Genomic DNA, 19,843 nt, shown 5'->3' on the forward strand with positions numbered 1-19,843 from the left:
TCGAGATGGAGAACTTTTATGAAAGTATGTATCAATTAATTGTAGAAACATCGACTAACTTACCAAAAGACGTAAGACGAGCAATTGCAGCTGCAAAGCAACGAGAAAGCGCTGGAACTCGTTCAGCGATGTCACTTGCAACAATTACGAATAATATAAAAATGGCTGATGACAATATTTCACCTATTTGTCAGGATACAGGCCTACCTACATTTAAATTAAAGGTTCCAGTTGGTGCTAATCAACTAGCGATGAAAAAAGAAATAAAGCGTGCAATCGAACAAGCAACGAAAGATGGAAAACTTCGACCAAACTCAGTAGATTCAATTTCAGGTGATAACAGTGGGGACAATCTAGGAGATGGAACACCTGTTATTAAATTTGAGCAATGGGAAAATGACTATATTGATGCTCGTCTTATTTTAAAAGGCGGTGGCTGTGAAAATAAAAATATCCAGTACAGCTTACCTTGTGAACTTGATGGTCTTGGGAAAGCTGGACGAGACCTTGATGGTATTCGCAAATGTATTATGCACTCTGTCTACCAAGCACAAGGACAAGGCTGTAGTGCCGGGTTTATCGGAGTAGGAATTGGCGGAGATCGTACTAGTGGCTATGAACTAGCTAAAGAACAGCTCTTTAGAAGAGTAGATGATGTAAATCAACGTGAAGACTTACGTCAGCTTGAAGAATATGTAGTTGAACATGCTAATGAACTAGGAATTGGTACAATGGGCTTCGGTGGAGAAACAACATTACTTGGCTGTAAAATTGGTGTAATCAACCGTATCCCAGCAAGCTTCTTTGTATCGGTTGCCTACAATTGTTGGGCATATCGTCGACTTGGTGTATTCATTGATCCTGACAATGGTTCAATTAATGAGTGGCTATACCAAGATGGAGAAGAGATTGATTTTGGTCATGATGAAGTGGCAGCTACTGAAGAACAAACCCTTCAAACGAGAGAAGTTGTTCTTGAAGCACCAATTACAGAAGAGAAAATTAGAGAGCTAAAAGTTGGAGACGTTGTTCGAATTAACGGCATGATGTATACAGGACGTGACGCGATCCATAAATATCTTTCTGAAAATGACTCACCAGTTGATTTAAATGGACAAGTTATTTACCACTGTGGTCCTGTAATGATGAAGGATGAAGACGGCAACTATCATGTAAAAGCAGCTGGACCAACAACAAGTATTCGCGAGGAACCTTATCAAGGTGACATTATGAAGCGCTTCGGAATTCGGGCAGTTATTGGAAAAGGTGGCATGGGACCAAAAACACTAAAAGCCCTAGGTGAGCACGGTGGAGTGTACTTAAATGCTATTGGTGGAGCCGCGCAATACTATGCAGATTGTATCAAATCTGTTGAAGGTGTCGACCTTATGCAATTCGGTATCCCAGAAGCAATGTGGCACTTGAAAGTAGAAGGCTTTACCGCTGTTGTTACAATGGACTCTCATGGTAATAGTCTACATGCAGATGTTGATAAATCTTCATTAGAGAAGCTTGCGCAATTCAAAGAGCCAGTATTTAAATAAATAATTGATTGAGAAGAAGACTTTGGGTGACCTGGGTCTTCTTTTTTGATGTGAGTGGGAGCATATCATTAAACTAAATCATTAGACCTCTAAAATCTAGAACAAATAATCCTTGGAATTTTTTTTCAGTATGGAAATTCTCTCTAAATAAACACTATACATAATGACAATAATGAGGAGAGAACAAAGATGAAAAAATGGTCCATCGCTGTTAGTTTATTTTGTCTCATTTTTCTTTCTATGAGTACTGTTTCCGCCCAATCCAATAAACCAATTCATTGGGGATTTAAGAAGAGTCAAAATCATGAGCCTGCTTCTGCTGGTAAGGAATTAGATGACCTCTTAAGCAAATATGGTTCGTTTTATTTAGGTGATCCTACAAAAAAGGAAATTTACTTAACGTTTGATAATGGATATGAAAATGGATATACAGCTAAAGTACTTGATGTATTAAAGCAACGAAATGTTCCTGCTACATTTTTTATCACAGGTCATTATTTAAACACTGAACCAGAATTGGTAAAACGGATGGTAAAAGAAGGGCATATCGTTGGGAATCACTCTTGGTATCATCCGGATTTAACAACACAAAGTGATCAGCAGCTTAAAGAGGAACTTGAGTCCGTGCGAATAAAAGTTGAGGAGCTTACTGGGCAAAAAGGGATGAGCTATCTGCGTCCACCAAGGGGGATCTTTAGTGAACGAGTTCTCGCTAAATCTAAGGAGCTTGGTTACACAACTGTCTTTTGGTCATTAGCATTTATAGATTGGAAAGTTGATGCACAAAAGGGTTGGAAATACTCTTACGATAATATAATGCGCCAAATCCATCCAGGGTCGATTCTTTTGCTTCACACAGTTTCGAAAGATAATGCTGAAGCGCTTGATCAAGCAATTGTTGATTTAGAGAAGCAAGGCTATATTTTTAAAAGCTTGGATGATTTGATGATCAATAAAATGATCGATCACCCTTATTTATTTTCCCTTTGATAATCAACGCCCGCACACCCGTTACTTCAGTGATGGGTTAGGGCGTTTTTTTTAATTTTTTTTAAAATAAAATGAAAAACTAAATACAAACAAGTGTTCCTATTGTTATAATTTAACTATCTTATATCTTATCGAGCAAGGGGTGTGGACATGGCACGTAAAACAGTAAAACAACGTAATAAAGAACTAGCGAAAGATGGAGTTCAATTACACCATTATGGATTTAAAATGCGTGCCATAGCAACGCCTGAACAATTAGAGAAAATGTATCAATTTGCTGGTTGTGCTCGTTTTGCATATAATTTTTACCTTAATGAAAAACAAGAGGTTTACCGTAAAACGGGAGAAACTCTCAAATATGGTGAGTTCAAAAAAGCGTTTAATGGACTGAAAGACCATCCTGAATTTCTTTGGTTAAAACAAACAGATAAATTTGTTTTAGAGTGTGGGATGGAACAAGTGGAGGATGCGTTTGACCGCTTTTTTAAAGGGCAAAACAAATATCCGAAGTTTAAATCAAAACATAATTCTAAACAAAGTTTCTCTACCAAATCAACAAACGGAAACATCAAACTAGATGTTGAAAATAATCAAGTCAAACTCCCTAAAATTGGGTGGGTTAAAGTTAAATTTTCAAAGAAACAACGTAAATTGTATCAGGAAAATGGCTTTAACGCTCAAATTAAAGGTGCTACTGTTTCCATTCATAGCAGTGGCCAAGTCCATATTTCAATGAAATTAGAAGAAGTAATCCCAATGAAACAAGAAACAGATTGGTCTTCTATTTCTGATGACCAAATCATCGGCTGCGACTTGGGTTTAACCCATTTTTTAATTGACTCTAATGGGAATAAAATCGATAATCCCCGTTATTTAAAAAACGATCTGTACAAATTAGCAAAATTACAACGTCAATTAAAAAACAAAATAAAGGGTTCTTCTAATTACAAAAAACTGCAAAAAAAGATAGCAAAACTACACTTAAAAATCAGTAATACTCGAAAAGACTTTTTGCACCAACAATCAAGGAAACTCGTTAACGAAAACCAAGTTATCGTGTTGGAGGATTTAAATGTAAGAGGTCTCATTAAAAACAAAAAATTGGCTCGTAGTATCTCCGATGTAAGTTGGTCAATGTTTGTTGCCTTTGTTTCTTACAAAGCTAATTGGGATGGTAAAAAAGTTGTACTCATTGACCGTTTCTTTGCCTCTTCGAAGCAATGTAATAGTTGTAAAAGTAAAAATACACTTTTATCCCTTTCTAATCGTATTTGGGTGTGCCCAAACTGCGGTACAGAACATGATAGAGATGAAAATTCAGCGAAAAATATAAAAGAAGAAGGCATTCGCATATTGCAAAACCTTCCATAACCAGCATAATATTTTCTATTTCACCGCAGGAACTGCGGGGTGTGCCTGTCAGCATCAAAGGTGCTGTTTAGTGAGCTCCGGCTTACTAATGGAGAGAGTGTAAGACGTTCTATAATGGAATGCAGTTCTCAATGAAACAGGAATTTTACGGCATAAATAAGGTCAAATAATCGAGTTATTTTCAGTCCGAAGGGCTGTTAGAAACTCGCGACTTTAGTCGTGAGAGGTTCATGATAGATCTCACAGGGTTTTTTGTTGGTCATAGAAAGCAAACATTACGTAATGCTATAATAGGCAATAAAAAGAAGCAAAGGATGCGAAAGCAATGTGGAAGGAAATTGTTGCAGCCGAAGGCCCATATGATTTTGATCGAGTGTTAGATCGACTTTCATTAGATCCTGTTATTTTTCTTAATAAAGATGATAGATTTGTAAAGGTTCCAGTAGTCATAGACGAAAATCCTTTTGTCATAAAAGTACAAGCTGTTGGTTCAATAATGAATCCTAGCTTTGAAATTAGTGGAAGTGATGAAAGTGTGAAAGAACTTGCGTTAAAGGCAGTGCAAAGGATCTTTCAGTGGGATTTTTCATTACATACACTTGGATTACACTTTCAATCAACAAACATTGCAGAAATCTTTAGGCAGCATGCAGGGACACCAATTGTGTTAGAATTTAATCTTTATAGCTGTTTAATGAAATGTATCATTCATCAACAGTTGAATTTAGCGTTTGCTCACACATTAACAAAGCGATTTGTGACTACATTTGGCTATCAAGTTGACGATGTTTGGTTTTATCCAAAACCGGAAACTATAGCAGCTTTAGAGTATGAAGACTTAAAGGCTTTGCAATTCAGTGGTAGAAAAGCAGAATATGTCATTGATACTTCACGACTTATCTCACAGGGGAAGTTAAATTTATCCGAACTGGACATGCTGTCTGATGAAGAGATTATGAAAAAGCTAATCAAAGTACGGGGGATTGGCCCTTGGACAGTTCAAAATCTATTATTAGCAGGATTAGGGCGACCAAACCTTTTTCCGAAAGCTGATATTGGGATTCAAAAAGCCATTCAAAAGCATTTCAACCTTGAGAGAAAGCCAACAAGTGAGGAAATGGATCAATATAGTAAGCTATGGGCGCCATATTTAAGCTACGCTACATTATATTTATGGAGAAGCATTGAGTAGAAACGGAGCGTTTTAATAATGAAAGATAAAAAGCAGGACAATCAAATAAAAATAACCCAAGGTCAAACCTTTCCGTTAACAATTAAAAGGCTAGGAATCAATGGGGAAGGAGTTGGATATTTTAAAAGGCAGGTTGTCTTCGTACCTGGTGCACTTCCAGGCGAAGAGGTACTAGTTGAAGCTACAAAGATTCAACCGAAATTCGCAGAGGGAATAGTAAAAAAAATTCGTAAGCAATCACCTTTCCGGGTAAAACCACCATGTCCAATTTATGAAGAATGTGGAGGATGTCAGCTTCAGCATTTAGCTTATGACCAACAGCTTAAGGAAAAACGGGATATCGTTTTGCAGTCGATGGAACGTCATACAAAGCTAAAGGTAGATAAACTCGATATTCGTCCTACCATTGGTATGGAAGAGCCTTGGAATTATCGCAACAAAAGTCAATTTCAAGTCGGCCAACAAAAAAATGGGAAGGTAATTGCAGGCTTATATGGTCTTGACTCACACCGATTAATTCCAATTCAAAATTGTATGGTTCAGCATCCACTAACAAATAAAGTATCAGAGGAAGTAAAACAAATTCTCGAAGACTTCAATGTACCAATCTATGATGAACGAAAACGGAAGGGTATTGTCCGAACAATTGTGACCCGTGCAGGTTTTCAATCAGGTGAAGTTCAAGTGGTTCTAATTACAACGCAAAAAGAAGTTCCGCGTAAAAAATTAATTATGGCTGAGATTCAGAAAAGATTACCAGAAGTAAAATCACTCGTGCAAAACATAAATGGAAATAAGACTTCTCTAATCTTTGGAGAAAAAACGATTCACCTTAGTGGTGAGGAAGTAATCCAAGAAACACTTGGAGATCTTAGCTTCGAACTTTCAGCACGTGCCTTCTTCCAGCTAAATCCTGTTCAAACCGTTAAGCTATACGACGAGGTGAAAAAGGCAGCAAACCTTACTGGTAAGGAAAAAATTGCTGATGCATATTGTGGTGTAGGAACAATTGGGTTATGGCTAGCAAGTGGTGCTAGCGAAGTTCGTGGGATGGATACAATTGAAGCCGCGATTATTGATGCCCAGTATAATGCAAAAAGGCATGAAATTGAGAATGCGACCTATGTAACAGGAACTGCGGAACATTGGCTTCCAAAATGGGTTGATGAAGGATGGCGCCCAGATGTTGTAGTTGTCGATCCTCCAAGGACCGGATGTGACCGTAAGTTGTTGGATGCGATAAAAAAGGTGAAGCCGAAGAAGTTTGTTTATGTTTCATGTAATCCTTCAACGCTTGCTAAGGATATAGATTATTTGTCCAAGGATTATAAGGTTGAGTATATTCAGCCGGTGGATATGTTTCCGCATACGGCACATGTGGAGTGCGTCTCGCAACTCATTTTAAAAGAAGGCAACTAACAATCGCTAGTTGCCTTTGTGCGATTTTCTCAATAGTTTTTAACAAATTATAAATGTTCAAATGTACTTGTGTTTGATAATAAGTTATTAAGCATGATATAAGTGTAAAAGAAATAGAACATTTGGCTTTATATCTTTGGACCGAGAGTTTGAAGTTGTATCCATAGTGAGAGGATTTGAGTTTGAAATGATAGATAATTTTTGGCGTGATTTACCACGACCATTTTTTGTACTTGCACCAATGGAAGATGTGACAGATGTTGTTTTTCGTCACGTAGTTAGTGCAGCCGGTCGACCGGATGTATTTTTCACAGAGTTTACAAACTCGGATAGCTATTGTCATCCAGAGGGCATGAAAAGTGTGCGTGGCCGTTTGACTTTTACAGAAGATGAACAGCCAATGGTGGCACATATTTGGGGGGATAATCCCGAATATTTCCGTCAAATGAGTATTGGCATGGCAGAGCTAGGATTTAAAGGCATCGATATTAATATGGGCTGCCCTGTACCGAATGTAGCATCGAGAGGGAAGGGTAGTGGCCTAATTCTGCGTCCAGACGTTGCCGCAGAACTTATTCAAGCAGCAAAAGTGGGCGGACTGCCTGTCAGCGTGAAAACACGACTTGGCTATAAGGACGTTCAGGAGTGGGAGGAGTGGTTAACGCATATTTTAAAACAGGATATTGCGAACCTTTCTATTCATTTACGTACAAGAAAGGAAATGAGCCAAGTAGATGCGCATTGGGAGCTAATTCCGGAAATTAAAAAATTACGTGACCGTATCGCACCAAATACGCTGCTAACAATCAATGGAGACATTCCTGATCGTCAAACTGGGCTGCAGCTTGCTGAACAATATGGAATTGATGGCGTTATGATCGGGCGAGGTATTTTTAAAAATCCTTTTGCTTTTGAAAAAGAGCCTAAAGAGCATAGCAGTAAAGAATACCTTGATCTTTTAAGACTGCAGCTTGATCTTCAAGATCAATATGCGGAAGCACTACCACGTTCAATCACAGGGCTTCATCGCTTTTTCAAGATTTATGTCAAAGGATTCCGTGGAGCTGGTGAATTAAGAAATCAATTGATGAACACGAAATCAACAGATGAAGTGCGTGCATTGCTTGATAACTTTGAAAAAGAATGTTGATGGAACGGGGACAGTGAAATGATGTAACTCTCAAAAATTTAGAGAAAAAATGAATCACATCAACTCATATGTACTTATTTTATTCAGTTTCAAGTTCCTTTGCAGCGGCAACTTTTGTTTTGATAAAGTCTGTTTTCTAAAAAGAAAAAGATCTTAAGAATGTAATAAACCCACCAGCACCTTTGTGTTGCCAAATGCATCTGCCCATGTGGAGTGTGTGTCACAGTGAGTTTTAAAAATGTAACCTATAAATAAACTCTTGCTAAACCGACCCTGATTTCGTTTGAAAAATCTTTTGCGATTTCGGGGTCTTTTTCTGCTCAAAACCTTGCCGATTCAGTATTTCATCGAATTTCTATTGTCTCTAATGTATACTGTAAATATCCTGTTAACAAACTAGGATAATCTTTTTCTAGGAGTTTTACGATGAAATTAGATTGTTTGATTGTTGATGATGAGATTGCTTTAGCTGAAACAACTTGTGAATATTTTAATATGTTTGAAGTCAAAACGGCATTTGTGACAGGTACTGAAGAGTGTGAACGTTTTTTGAAGGAACATGAACCATCATTGATTCTTCTTGATATTAATCTTGGGAATTCTTCTGGATTTGATTTATGTAAAAAATTGCGCCGAACAACGCAGGTTCCGATTCTTTTTATCAGTGCACGTTCTAGCGATGATGATGTTCTAATTGCGCTAAACATAGGTGGAGACGATTACATTCAAAAGCCATATACATTAAGCATCTTACTAGCAAAAGTAAAAGCAGTACTCAAAAGATATGGCAGTGGTTCTAGTAACCTACAAGAAGTTTTAGAGTTTGGACAGATCCAAATTGATACAAAGCTGCACCGTGTACGAGTAAATGGTGTTGTTATTCAACTAAAAACGATGGAATATAAACTTCTGTCTTACCTTGCAAAAAATAAAAACCGGATCATCACAAAAGATGAATTGTTTCAAAATGTATGGGAAGATTCTTTTGTAGGGGATGGGACCCTAAATGTTCATATTCGCCATTTACGGGAGAAAATTGAGAGTAATCCAAAGGATCCGCAATTTATAAAAACTGTTTGGGGAACAGGATATGTTCTAGAGGATAGCAACTAATGAAAATAAAATTTCTAATTGTAACAATTCTGGTTGTTTTTAGTGTGAGTATTGTTCTCTCCGTAATAGTTATTAAAAATAAAAATTTTACAGATGTAGATGTTGTAGCCATAAATGATGTGATTAAAACTGTCGAGAAAAATTGGGGACAAGTTAGTGAAGAAACTTTTCAAAACAGTGACTTAAAACAACCATTTTCTATAATAGATCATTTGGGAAACGTGATTTATCAAACATCAGATAATCACTTTATCGATTTATACGATTCCATAAAAAATAGGGACACAATTATAGATCTGAAGCAAGATGACGAGAGTGTAGGGAAAATAATTATTCACAACAACGAACAAGAAATAGTGCAACAAATGAAAAGTGAATTGGTCACATTTGTAAGTTTGATATTTGGTGTATTAATGATTTTTAGTATTCTTTATATTATCTATATTTATAGAACGATATTGAAACCATTTCAGCAGCTTCAAAATTTTGCAGCGAGCGTTGCTAGAGGGAATCTAGATATACCTTTAAATATGGACAAGAACAATTACTTTGGTGCGTTCACGGAAAGTTTTGATTTATTGCGTGAAGAACTAGGGTGTGCACGCCAAAGAGAGTATGAATCCAATCGTAGTAAGAAAGAGCTTGTGGCTACATTAAGTCATGATGTTAAGACACCTGTCGCTTCAATCAAAGCGATTAGTGAATTAATGCTAATGCAGGCAAATGAGGATAAGGTGATTAAGCAAGTGAATACGATCTATTCGAAAGCAGAGCAAATTGACTTACTTGTTACGGATATGTTTCACGCCACATTAGAAGAACTGCAACAATTAAAATTAACGGTAACTGAAGTATCGAGTGAAATGCTTGTTGATATGATTGAGAACGTCAATTATGATGATCAAATCTTCTATGATCCAATTCCACAATGTATTATTTTAACGGATCCCGTCCGTATGCAGCAGGTAATAGACAATATTATAAGTAATTCATATAAATATGCAGGTACAAAGGTCACTATTAAGTCTCAAATCTATCAGGGTTATCTTGAACTCCACGTTATAGACTTCGGATCAGGAATTAGTGAAGAAGAATTACCTCTCCTGTTCAATAAATATTATCGAGGAAGAAATGTGAAAGGTAAGAATGGTTCAGGACTTGGTCTATATATATCAAAGTACTTCATGGAAAATATGTATGGCCATATTAGCTGTTACAACCGAGAAGATGGTTTTACAGTAGCATTGAAAATCAAGCTTGCATGATGAATTAAGAATTAGTTAAGAATTGCACAAAGACTTAATAAGAACTCATTTTGTATGATAAGACTGTAATCTACTTTACAGTCTTTTTTTTATAGCGCGAAAATAAGAAATATTAAAATAAAGGGGGATGGGAGCAAATTATGACAAAAACAATTATTAGAACGGAGAAGCTGTGTAAAACCTTCTCTAGCGGTGGAATTCAGCAGCATGTTTTAAAAAACCTAGATATCAGTTTAGTAGAAGGGGATTTTACAATCATAATGGGGAGTTCAGGGTCTGGGAAATCTACTTTACTTTACGCAATTAGTGGTATGGATAAACCGACATTAGGTGAAATCGATTTTGCTGGAAAAAATTTAGCTAATTTAAGCAACGACCAATTAGCGGTATTTAGAAGAAATCATTGTGGCTTTGTCTTCCAACAAATTTATTTACTAGACAATATGAGCGTACTCGATAATGTACTGGCAAGTGGTCTTTTAATAAATAAAAATAAGCGGGAACTCGTTAAAAAAGCGAAAGAACGATTACTACAAGTAGGGATTAGTGAAAACTCATGGTCTAAATTTCCAACTCAGCTTTCTGGTGGTGAGGCACAACGAGTTGGGATTGTAAGAGCAATAATTAACAGCCCGAAAGTATTATTTGCAGATGAACCAACTGGTGCGTTAAATTCTGCATCTAGTGATCGTGTTTTAGATGTATTAACGAATGTAAATCGTAATGGACAAAGTATTGTCTTGGTAACTCATGATATTAAAACTGCATTACGTGGAAATCGAATTATATATTTGAGAGATGGCGTAATTTGCGGTGACTTGCATTTAGGTGTATACAGTGAGAATGAGAAATTTGAGCGCCATGGAAAGCTCAAACACTTCCTTGCAGAAATGGGGTGGTAAGGTGAAGATTATGAATCTAGCTATGGCGAATATTAGAAAAAGTAAATCTGCTACAGCTTCTTTATTTATATTTATTTTGGTGGCTTCGCTACTACTAAATATAGGACTAATGGTCATTACTCAACTAAATACATTTTTTGATAATAAAATTGAACAATTAAAAGATCCTCATGTAACGTTTGTTATGGATCATGAAAGTTATCAACCGACATATAGGGAATTTTTAGAGAACTATCCTGGGGTAACAGAGACGGAAATAGAAGATATTATAAATATGGACATTGCTAATTTTACATTTGGTAATGGTGAATTAACGAGTAGTGCCATTATTTTTAATGCGGATACAAATCGTAATATTGGAAAGTTAAAGTTGGTTGAAAAGCTAAATACATCGAGTACCAATGATATCTTTGCTCCTTACAGTTTTAAAACAAATGGGGGGTATGAATTAGGTGATCATTTTACCCTCACATATCAAGACAAGGAATATGAATATCGAATTTCTGGATTCTTTGAAACAACGATGATGGGTACAAACAACATAGGTGTTATGAAATTTATGTTACCAGAAACTTCGTATCGACAATTAGCAGACGAACTGGATAATCGATCAAAAGCGTTGATACTTTCTGCAATGATGGAAGATAAAATACAATCTTCAAATTTAAATAATGATTTTATACAGGAAGTTCAATCTCAAGCAAATGAATCAACTTCATATATTTTGGGATTAGATATTGGATTAGTGAAAAATGTCAATTCATTGACCATTAATATTATTGCTACAATATTAGTAGCTTTTGCCACCATTATCGTGCTCGTATCACTAATTGTCATTAGATTCCGTGTTTCAAATAGCATAGAAGATGGGATGGAAAATATAGGAGCACTTAAAGCTATTGGCTATACAAGTTGGCAAATTCTCTCATCAATTATTTTACAGTTTATCTTAATTGTTCTTTGTGCGAGTGTGGTTGGGATTGCATTGTCATATGTACTAATGCCATTCTTCGGAGGAATTATTTAACTTTAACTGGCTTAATATGGGTTCAAGAATTTGACATCATCATAAATTTAGTCAGTATCAATCTTGTTAGTTTTTGTGTTGTAATCGTTACATTACTATCCGCCTTTCGAGTTCGAAAAATTCTCCCTGTTGCGGCACTTCGTGGAGGTATTCATACTCATAGTTTTAGAAAAAATCACTTTCCTTTGGAGCAAGCGAGAGGTGGCCTTCATTTCTTACTTGCTATTAAATCAATGCTAGCAAATGCAAAACAAAATATGATGATTCTTTTAATTATTATTGCTTTAACTTTTGCTACAGTCTTTTCAGCGGTACTGTATTACAATGTTGCTTCAGACAAAACCGCATTTGTTAACATATTCGGATCAGAACCGGCAAATGTGTTTCTGACTGTTAAGTCGGATGCAGATACAAGAGACCTTTTGAGTGACATTGAACAAATGGATCATGTACGGAAAGTAAATATATTCGATTTAATTGAAACAAAAGTTGATGATCAAACTGTATATACAAACGTTACTGACCGTTATAAACAATTAGAGAATAATATCGTCTATGAAGGGCGACAGCCAGTCCATGAAAATGAAATATCTATCTCATGGGTTGTATCAAATCAAATCAATAAAGGAATTGGCGATACGGTTGAAGTAGAATATGGGAATGAAGCAAGTAGTTATATAGTAACTGGCCTCAGTCAATCAATTGGTAATTTAGGGCAGGTAGCTGCTGTAACAATGGAAGGCATTCAGCAATTACATTCAGATTATAAAGGTAAGTCCCTTTATGTATATCTAGATGGTATATCGAACAAAGACTTTATCAAAAATGTCCAGTCTCAGTACGGGCATCATATTGTTGAAACGTTAGATATCGATGAAAATATAGAAAGCCAGACAGGTATGTATACAACTGCAGTGTTTGCTGTTATGGTGATGGTTTTGACAATTACCGTTCTAGTCGTTGTGATGATTCTGTATCTTGTTATTAAAACGATGATTATTAAGCGTAAGAAAGAGTTTGGGGTGATGAAAGCTATTGGCTATTCAACGATTCAACTGATGAATCAAATATCCATCAGTTTTCTGCCTGTGATTATTACAGGTGTTGCAATTGGTGGTGTGCTAGGGTTTTATTTCACTAATCCTATGCTTTCCCTATTACTATCAAGTGCAGGGGTTAAACGTTTGGATTTTACTATTCATTTACCAATTATTCTACTACCTTGTGTAGGCATCCTTATTTTAGCCTACCTTGTCTCAATGTTCGTATCTAGAAGTATTAAGAAAATTTCTGCTTATGCGCTAATTACAGAATAGTTTGAAACGATGAACTCAGGTATTTATGGAAATAAATAATTGGTGACTAGCACCTAGGATAGCGGCATTGTTTTTAGTAATTAAAAGCACTGACCGCTATTTATTTTTACGAAACGGTGATTCGTGGATGTGTACATGGAATCATTAAGGTTTTATGTTATTGGGAGTTATAAGTTCTTTTAAGATAACAAAGAGATAATAAATGCAAAGTGTTACTATTGTATTTATGTGAATATTTTAACTATTATGAATATATTAATTTATCATAATAATATTGTAATATACCAAAAAAGTCAGTATAATACTATTAATTAGAAGGACATATGTCTTTATGGAGTGGAAAGTTAGTGTATAATCTTCAAAATTAATCCTCCTTAAAACTATTTATTTATATTATGACCTTTATTAGATGAAGGTTTTAAAGAGAACTTCATTACTTTGGTAGGTGCTACCCTTATAAGAGTCATTTACTATTTAATTGCATGCACTTGAATAGACTGCATTCTTATCGAAGGGTTATTAGAAATATTAGCAATGATGGGCAATTATACATTAAACAAGTGGGGGAACATTTATGAAAAATATAATGAAAAAGTGGAGTCAATTGAGTCTGGTTAAACAAATAATTGTAGGTTTGATTATTGGTATTATCCTGGCTGTAACGGTCCCTGAAGCAGCAAAGCCTGTTGCTATTTTAGGCTCTTTATTTGTAGGTGCTTTGAAAGCAATTGCACCTGTATTGGTGCTCTTCTTGGTTATGTCGGCCATCGCTCAACATAAGAGTGGTCACCAAACGAATATGAAATCCATTATCTTCTTATACCTTTTAGGAACCTTTTTAGCTGGATTAATCGCCGTTATAGTAAGCTTTATTTTTCCAGTTAGCATAAATCTTGTAGATAGTGCTGAAGGTTTGACAGCTCCTGGTGGTGTTGTAGAGGTTCTCAAAACATTATTGCTGAACGTTGTTGATAACCCAGTTAGTGCAATTTATAATGCGAACTATATTGGTATTTTAGCTTGGGCAATACTCCTTGGTTTGGCCTTAAGAAATGCCCCTGATACGACAAAAACATTGATTTCTAATTTTTCAGATGCTGTATCAAAAATTGTTACATGGGTGATTAAGATTGCACCATTAGGAATCATGGGGCTAGTGTTTGAATCTATTACGACAAATGGAATTGAGTCGTTGTTAAGCTATGGGAAATTACTTGCTGTTTTGATCGGTTGTATGGCACTTGTGGCATTGGTTGTCAATCCAATAATTGTGTTCGCATATATACGTCAAAACCCTTATCCACTAGTTTTTAAGTGCTTAAAGGAAAGTGGAATTACAGCATTTTTTACACGAAGCTCAGCTTCAAATATTCCTGTAAATATGAGATTATGTGAAAATCTAGGTTTGAATAAGGATAGTTATTCAGTATCCATTCCTTTAGGTGCAACCATCAATATGGCTGGTGCTGCTGTTACTATTTCTGTTTTAACACTCGCAGCGGTTCATACACTTGGTATTGAAGTGGACCTCCCTACAGCAATCATTCTCAGCTTACTGTCAGCTATAAGTGCTTGCGGTGCTTCAGGTGTTGCTGGTGGATCCTTATTACTAATTCCTCTAGCATGCAGCTTATTTGGAATTCCAAATGATGTTGCTATGCAGGTAGTTGGGGTAGGCTTTATTATTGGTGTCCTACAAGACTCTAGTGAAACAGCACTTAACTCATCTACAGACGTACTTTTCACAGCAGCTGCTGAATATAAAGAGTGGCGAAAAGAAGGAAAGAAAATAGAAATTCACAAAACAGCATAAAGAGGTAATCTTCTTATATGCGGTTGAACTGCACCCAAATTGTTAGACCAGACTAACAATTTGAAGTGCAGTTTTTTTATGGGGAAATTTATTTAGGCTTCACCTTGATGATAGAGACGGGGGATAGTAAATAGCACTTTTCTATGTTTAAAAAACCAATTTAAATGGAAAATAGTGATAGGAGGGTTGCGGATGAAAATTATAATTATCGGCGGTGATGCAGCAGGGATGAGTGCTGCTATGCAAATTGTACGGAATAGCACTGGACACGAAATTACCGTTCTTGAAAAAGGCGGAGTATATTCTTATGGGCAATGTGGTCTTCCTTATGTGATCAGTGGGAAAATTGATTCAACAGAAAAGCTAATTGCCCGCACTCAAGAGACTTTTCGTGATAAATACGGAATAGATGCACGCATTTTTCATGAGGTACTTCAGGTTGATTCGGAAAATAAAACGGTGAGTGGGATAGATCATTCAAATGAAGAATCATTTAGCTTGTCTTATGACCGTCTTCTTATTGCTACTGGTGTAAGTCCGGTGGTCCCGGATTGGGAGGGTGCCAGTCTTTCGGGTATTTTTTCGTTAAAGACCATCCCTGATGCAAAGGAAATAATCGATTATATGCAGAGGGATATTAAAAACGTTACAGTCATTGGTGGTGGATACATAGGTTTAGAGATGGCTGAGTGTTTTGCTGAATTAGGTAAAAAGGTGACAATAATTGAAAGGAATGAGCAATTAGCAAAAATTTTTGATCATGAAATGGCGCAGTTTATCCATGAAGAAGCAGAGAAACAAAACATTATTCTCAAAATGGGGGAATCTGTTGAAGCATTCTCTGGAAAAAACCAAGTTGAGTTTATTAAAACCGACAAAGGAGAGTATGAAACAGACCTTGTATTGATAGCTATTGGAGTAAGACCAAATACTACCTTTTTAGAAGGTACAGGAATCATAAAAAGTGTAAATGGTGCTATTCAGGTAAATGCCTATATGCAAACAAGTATAAAAGATATTTATGCTGCTGGAGATTGTGCAATACAATATCATCGTATTAAAGAAAAGGATGACCATATTCCTTTAGGTACACACGCAAATAAGCAGGGTCAAATCGCTGGATTAAACATAGTCAATATTCATAAAACATTTAAAGGTGTTGTAGGAACGTCGATTATTAAATTTTTCAATTTAACACTTGGTCGGACGGGTATATCAGAAATGGAAGCAAAGTTGTTAAACATCCCTTGTCAATCAGTCACAATTCAATCTTCTGATATTGCTGGCTATTATCCTAATAATAAAAAGCTGACTTTGAAATTGATTTATCATAAAGAAACTCATATGATTCTTGGTGGACAAATTATTGGTGGGGACGGAGTGGATAAACGTATAGATGTGTTAGCAACTGTGCTATTTAACTCAATGACTACCGACCAATTGCTTGACTTGGATTTGGCCTATGCCCCGCCATATAATGGCGTATGGGATCCGATTCAAAAAGCTGCTAGAAGGGTAAAATAGTAAAAGTAATCTTACTTCAGTGACCCCAACAATAGAGTACAAAAACCATTTCGGATTTTTGTTCAAATTTAATTGGGAGTATCACTTTAACAAAGATCTTTAAAATCAGTTATATTATCCAATATATCCCATTAATTCACATTGTGCTCCCTAAGATTTCGACAGATATCTACAAAAACCGAGTAATGACAGCCGATTTTTTAAATAGAACTGAAACCGGTAATACAAAGCCTTTCCATTTGGGAAGGCATTTTTTATTTTATTAATTATAAAAGGAATAGTAATAGATGAAAAAAATAATTGTGTAAAATTCGACAGTTATCTACAAATTCCGGGTGGTGACAGGCACAACACTTTAAAGTATTATTATAAGAAAAATATTAATTTGAATATTAAAATTTTATATAGTTCGAACTAAGTATAGAAAGAAAACTGTTTGGTAAATACGGAGGTCATATGAAATTTAAAACAAAGCTCTATGCGAGCATAGGATCATTACTTTTATTGATTTCGATAATTGTTGTTATTTTAATGAATTTACTTCAACAATCAACAGTGAATATGCAAGTGGTTGTTAATGAATTGTATGACAGAATTGATATGGCTTCTGATATTAAGTACGAGACCTCTAATATTGGTAGAGAATTAAGAGAGATTACGAGTGTTCAATCCAGTGAATACAAACAAATTGCAACAAATGCATGGGAAGAATCACATATAAATATGCAGCTTGCGATTGAGTCACTTGAAAAGAGGGATACTCAAGAAAAGTCTCAGGAACTGATTGCTAAGTTTAAAACATTGCATAAGTCCTATCAGAATATGGCCCAGCAAGTCATGACTACTCAAAATATAGATAGTGAAGTCGATATTCAACCTTCATTGTGGAATGAAGCTGAGCTTACTAGACAAAGAATGCTGCAAATTGCAGACCTTCTTCATGGCTTACAGGAACAAGAAATGAAAAATGAGCTCTTAAGGTCGAGAGAAACATACAATTGGGCGGTCACCGTTATTTATATCTATTTAGCCATTTCCTTGACTATTGGAATCGGATTTACAATATGGATCATTAGTCGCATTACAAAAAATCTTAACAATGTTACATCGGTCATGAAACGTGTTTCTACTAGTGATTTCGGTAAATTGCCAAGAATTGAGATTTTTTCTAAAGATGAAATAGGTGAAATCGCTGTCGCGTTTAACAAAATGGCAAAGGCGCTTGAAGAGCATAGTAAGCTTGAGAAGAAATTCATAGACGAAGCAGAAGAACATAGCTGGCTGAAAACAAAGATTGCCGAAATAGCAACAATGTATCCAGAAGTTGAAAATATTCAAATGCTAGCGGAACTGTTAATTGCCAAGCTTGTCCCGATGGTGGGTGCTAGTTTCGGAGTTTTCTATATTAAGGAAGTTGAAGAAAGTGAGCAGTTTTTAAAAAAGCTATCCGCATATGCCTTTTCTGATGAAAATAAAGAATTTGAGCGTTTTCGAATTGGAGAAGGACTAATTGGGCAATGTGCGGCTGAAAAACGTCCAATCTTACTTAACCAGATTCCTGAAAATTACATAAAAGTCCGTTCAGGTATGGGAGTTGGCTCACCAAAAAATATCATTATTTTACCTGTGCAATTCGAAGATGATGTACTTGCAGTTATTGAAATTGCATCCTTTGAACCATTCAGTCCTTCTCAAGTAAAGCTTCTTGAGGAAGTGAATAGCAATATAGGTATTACAATCAATAGTATTTCAAACCGTATGAAGGCAGAAAGATTATTACAGGAATCCCAAGCTTTAACAGAAGAACTTCAAGCGCAATCTGAGGAGTTACAGCTGCAGCAAGAGGAATTAAGGACAACTAACGAAAAACTTGAAGAGCAATATGAGACCTCAGAACAAAAGAAAAAAGAGGTAGAAAAGGTGAGAGAGGCACTTGAAGAAAAGGCTCAGCAACTAGAGCTAAGCTCTCAATATAAATCCGAGTTTCTAGCAAATATGTCCCATGAGCTTAGAACACCACTTAATAGTTTATTAATATTGGCGCAAATCCTCTCTGAGAATGGACAAGGCAACCTAACAGCAAAACAAGAAGAATATATCCGTACGATTTACTCCTCTGGAAATGATTTACTACATTTGATAAACGATATTTTAGATTTGGCGAAAGTGGAGTCAGGTAAATTAGAGGTTATCCCTAAAGAAGTAGAGTTTCAAAAGGTGAGAGATTTTATTACTAGCCAATTCTCGCCAATTGCACGTCATAAAAATGTTCAGTTTTCTGTTGAATTGGAAACTGATTTGCCAGAGAGTTTCTATACAGATGAACAACGTTTACAGCAAGTGTTAAAAAATCTCCTTTCAAATGCATTTAAATTTACTGAAAGTGGGAGTGTGTCCCTAGTTATTAATAAAGTAGTAAAAGAAGGCAATGGAAGGCACTTATTCGAGGGAGATAAACAGGTTAAACCTATGCTAGCCTTCTCTGTAATCGATACAGGAATTGGTATAGATAATGATAAACAAGAAACAATATTCGATGCCTTTAAGCAGGCAGATGGAACGACAAGTCGTCAATATGGCGGTACTGGATTAGGTCTTTCTATTAGTAGAGAATACGCTCAATTATTAGGTGGGTTTATAGAGGTAACGAGTAAGAAAGGTACAGGAAGTACCTTTACATTATATTTGCCCTATTTCGAACAAAGCGGCAAAATTGATGAGCAAGCTACTTTAAAAGAAGTAGCAGTTGGACTTGAGATTGAGAATTATCAACTTAACTTAACGACCAAAGATAATGCAGAAGTTACGATGAAGCAACATGGTAAGTCATTGTTAAAAGATAAGAAAGTTCTTATCGTAGATGATGATATCCGAAATGTTTATGCCTTAACAATTGCTCTTGAGAAGTATGAAATGGATATTATTGTCGCAGAAAATGGTCGTGAAGGCATAGATGTGCTGCGGGCCAATCCTGATACCGATTTGGTTCTAATGGACATTATGATGCCTGAGATAGATGGGTTTGAAGCAATGAGAAGAATTCGCAAGATCCCAGAATTTGAAACAATTCCAATTATAGCTCTAACAGCAAAAGCAATGAAGCATAGTCGAGAAGAGTGCCTAAATGCTGGTGCAACAGATTATATTAGTAAACCGATTAATTTAGATCAGTTATTCTCTCTCATGCAAGTATGGTTGTATAGTAAGGAGGGGTAGA

At 35.9% G+C, this 19,843-nt stretch carries 14 protein-coding genes; all 14 read left to right on the top strand.

Annotated features, from left to right (window positions below; translation table 11 throughout):
* Positions 1 to 5 precede the first annotated feature (5 nt).
* The 14 genes from HUW50_RS11800 (at position 6) to HUW50_RS11865 (ending at position 19,842) form a co-directional block, all read left to right on the top strand.
* Positions 6 to 1,544 (top strand): fumarate hydratase, encoded by a 1,539-nt coding sequence (locus HUW50_RS11800; protein WP_157094308.1) that lies wholly within the window; start codon positions 6 to 8, stop codon positions 1,542 to 1,544.
* Positions 1,545 to 1,784: 240 nt separating this feature from the next.
* On the top strand, positions 1,785 to 2,534 hold the full coding sequence (gene pdaA / locus HUW50_RS11805; protein WP_396652631.1) for a delta-lactam-biosynthetic de-N-acetylase: 750 nt from the start codon (positions 1,785 to 1,787) through the stop codon (positions 2,532 to 2,534).
* A gap of 150 nt (positions 2,535 to 2,684) precedes the next feature.
* Positions 2,685 to 3,905, top strand: coding sequence for an RNA-guided endonuclease TnpB family protein (locus HUW50_RS11810; RefSeq protein ID WP_083964486.1), 1,221 nt, complete (start codon positions 2,685 to 2,687; stop codon positions 3,903 to 3,905).
* A 325-nt stretch (positions 3,906 to 4,230) separates the two neighbouring features.
* Positions 4,231 to 5,097 carry a DNA-3-methyladenine glycosylase family protein gene (locus tag HUW50_RS11815; protein WP_066328246.1) on the top strand — a complete coding sequence of 289 codons (867 nt, stop codon included), beginning with the start codon at positions 4,231 to 4,233 and terminating at the stop codon, positions 5,095 to 5,097.
* 18 nt (positions 5,098 to 5,115) lie between these two features.
* Positions 5,116 to 6,516 (top strand): 23S rRNA (uracil(1939)-C(5))-methyltransferase RlmD, encoded by a 1,401-nt coding sequence (rlmD, locus tag HUW50_RS11820; RefSeq protein ID WP_066328248.1) that lies wholly within the window; start codon positions 5,116 to 5,118, stop codon positions 6,514 to 6,516.
* A 187-nt stretch (positions 6,517 to 6,703) separates the two neighbouring features.
* A complete protein-coding gene (locus HUW50_RS11825; RefSeq protein WP_066328485.1) occupies positions 6,704 to 7,666 on the top strand; it encodes a tRNA dihydrouridine synthase in 963 nt (320 codons plus the stop codon).
* 426 nt (positions 7,667 to 8,092) lie between these two features.
* Positions 8,093 to 8,779, top strand: a complete 687-nt coding sequence (locus HUW50_RS11830) for a response regulator transcription factor (RefSeq protein WP_066328250.1) — start codon at positions 8,093 to 8,095, stop codon at positions 8,777 to 8,779.
* Positions 8,779 to 10,044 carry a HAMP domain-containing sensor histidine kinase gene (locus tag HUW50_RS11835; RefSeq protein WP_066328252.1) on the top strand — a complete coding sequence of 422 codons (1,266 nt, stop codon included), beginning with the start codon at positions 8,779 to 8,781 and terminating at the stop codon, positions 10,042 to 10,044. Before HUW50_RS11830 ends, HUW50_RS11835 begins: the two co-directional genes overlap by 1 nt.
* 140 nt (positions 10,045 to 10,184) lie before the next feature.
* A complete protein-coding gene (locus HUW50_RS11840; RefSeq protein ID WP_066328255.1) occupies positions 10,185 to 10,946 on the top strand; it encodes an ABC transporter ATP-binding protein in 762 nt (253 codons plus the stop codon).
* A gap of 10 nt (positions 10,947 to 10,956) precedes the next feature.
* Positions 10,957 to 11,973, top strand: a complete 1,017-nt coding sequence (locus HUW50_RS11845; RefSeq protein ID WP_185653937.1) for an ABC transporter permease — start codon at positions 10,957 to 10,959, stop codon at positions 11,971 to 11,973.
* Between the two features lie 185 nt (positions 11,974 to 12,158).
* Positions 12,159 to 13,289 carry an ABC transporter permease gene (locus tag HUW50_RS11850; protein WP_185653938.1) on the top strand — a complete coding sequence of 377 codons (1,131 nt, stop codon included), beginning with the start codon at positions 12,159 to 12,161 and terminating at the stop codon, positions 13,287 to 13,289.
* Between the two features lie 574 nt (positions 13,290 to 13,863).
* On the top strand, positions 13,864 to 15,102 hold the full coding sequence (gene sstT / locus HUW50_RS11855; protein WP_066328260.1) for a serine/threonine transporter SstT: 1,239 nt from the start codon (positions 13,864 to 13,866) through the stop codon (positions 15,100 to 15,102).
* A gap of 192 nt (positions 15,103 to 15,294) precedes the next feature.
* Complete coding sequence (locus HUW50_RS11860) at positions 15,295 to 16,626, top strand: CoA-disulfide reductase (protein WP_185653939.1); 1,332 nt, start codon at positions 15,295 to 15,297, stop codon at positions 16,624 to 16,626.
* A gap of 456 nt (positions 16,627 to 17,082) precedes the next feature.
* Positions 17,083 to 19,842 carry a response regulator gene (locus HUW50_RS11865; RefSeq protein ID WP_185653940.1) on the top strand — a complete coding sequence of 920 codons (2,760 nt, stop codon included), beginning with the start codon at positions 17,083 to 17,085 and terminating at the stop codon, positions 19,840 to 19,842.
* Position 19,843: the final 1 nt, after the last annotated feature.

Origin of the sequence: Metabacillus sp. KUDC1714 (assembly GCF_014217835.1) — a bacterium.
In the GTDB taxonomy this organism is placed as follows: Bacteria; Bacillota; Bacilli; order Bacillales; family Bacillaceae; genus Metabacillus; species Metabacillus rhizosphaerae.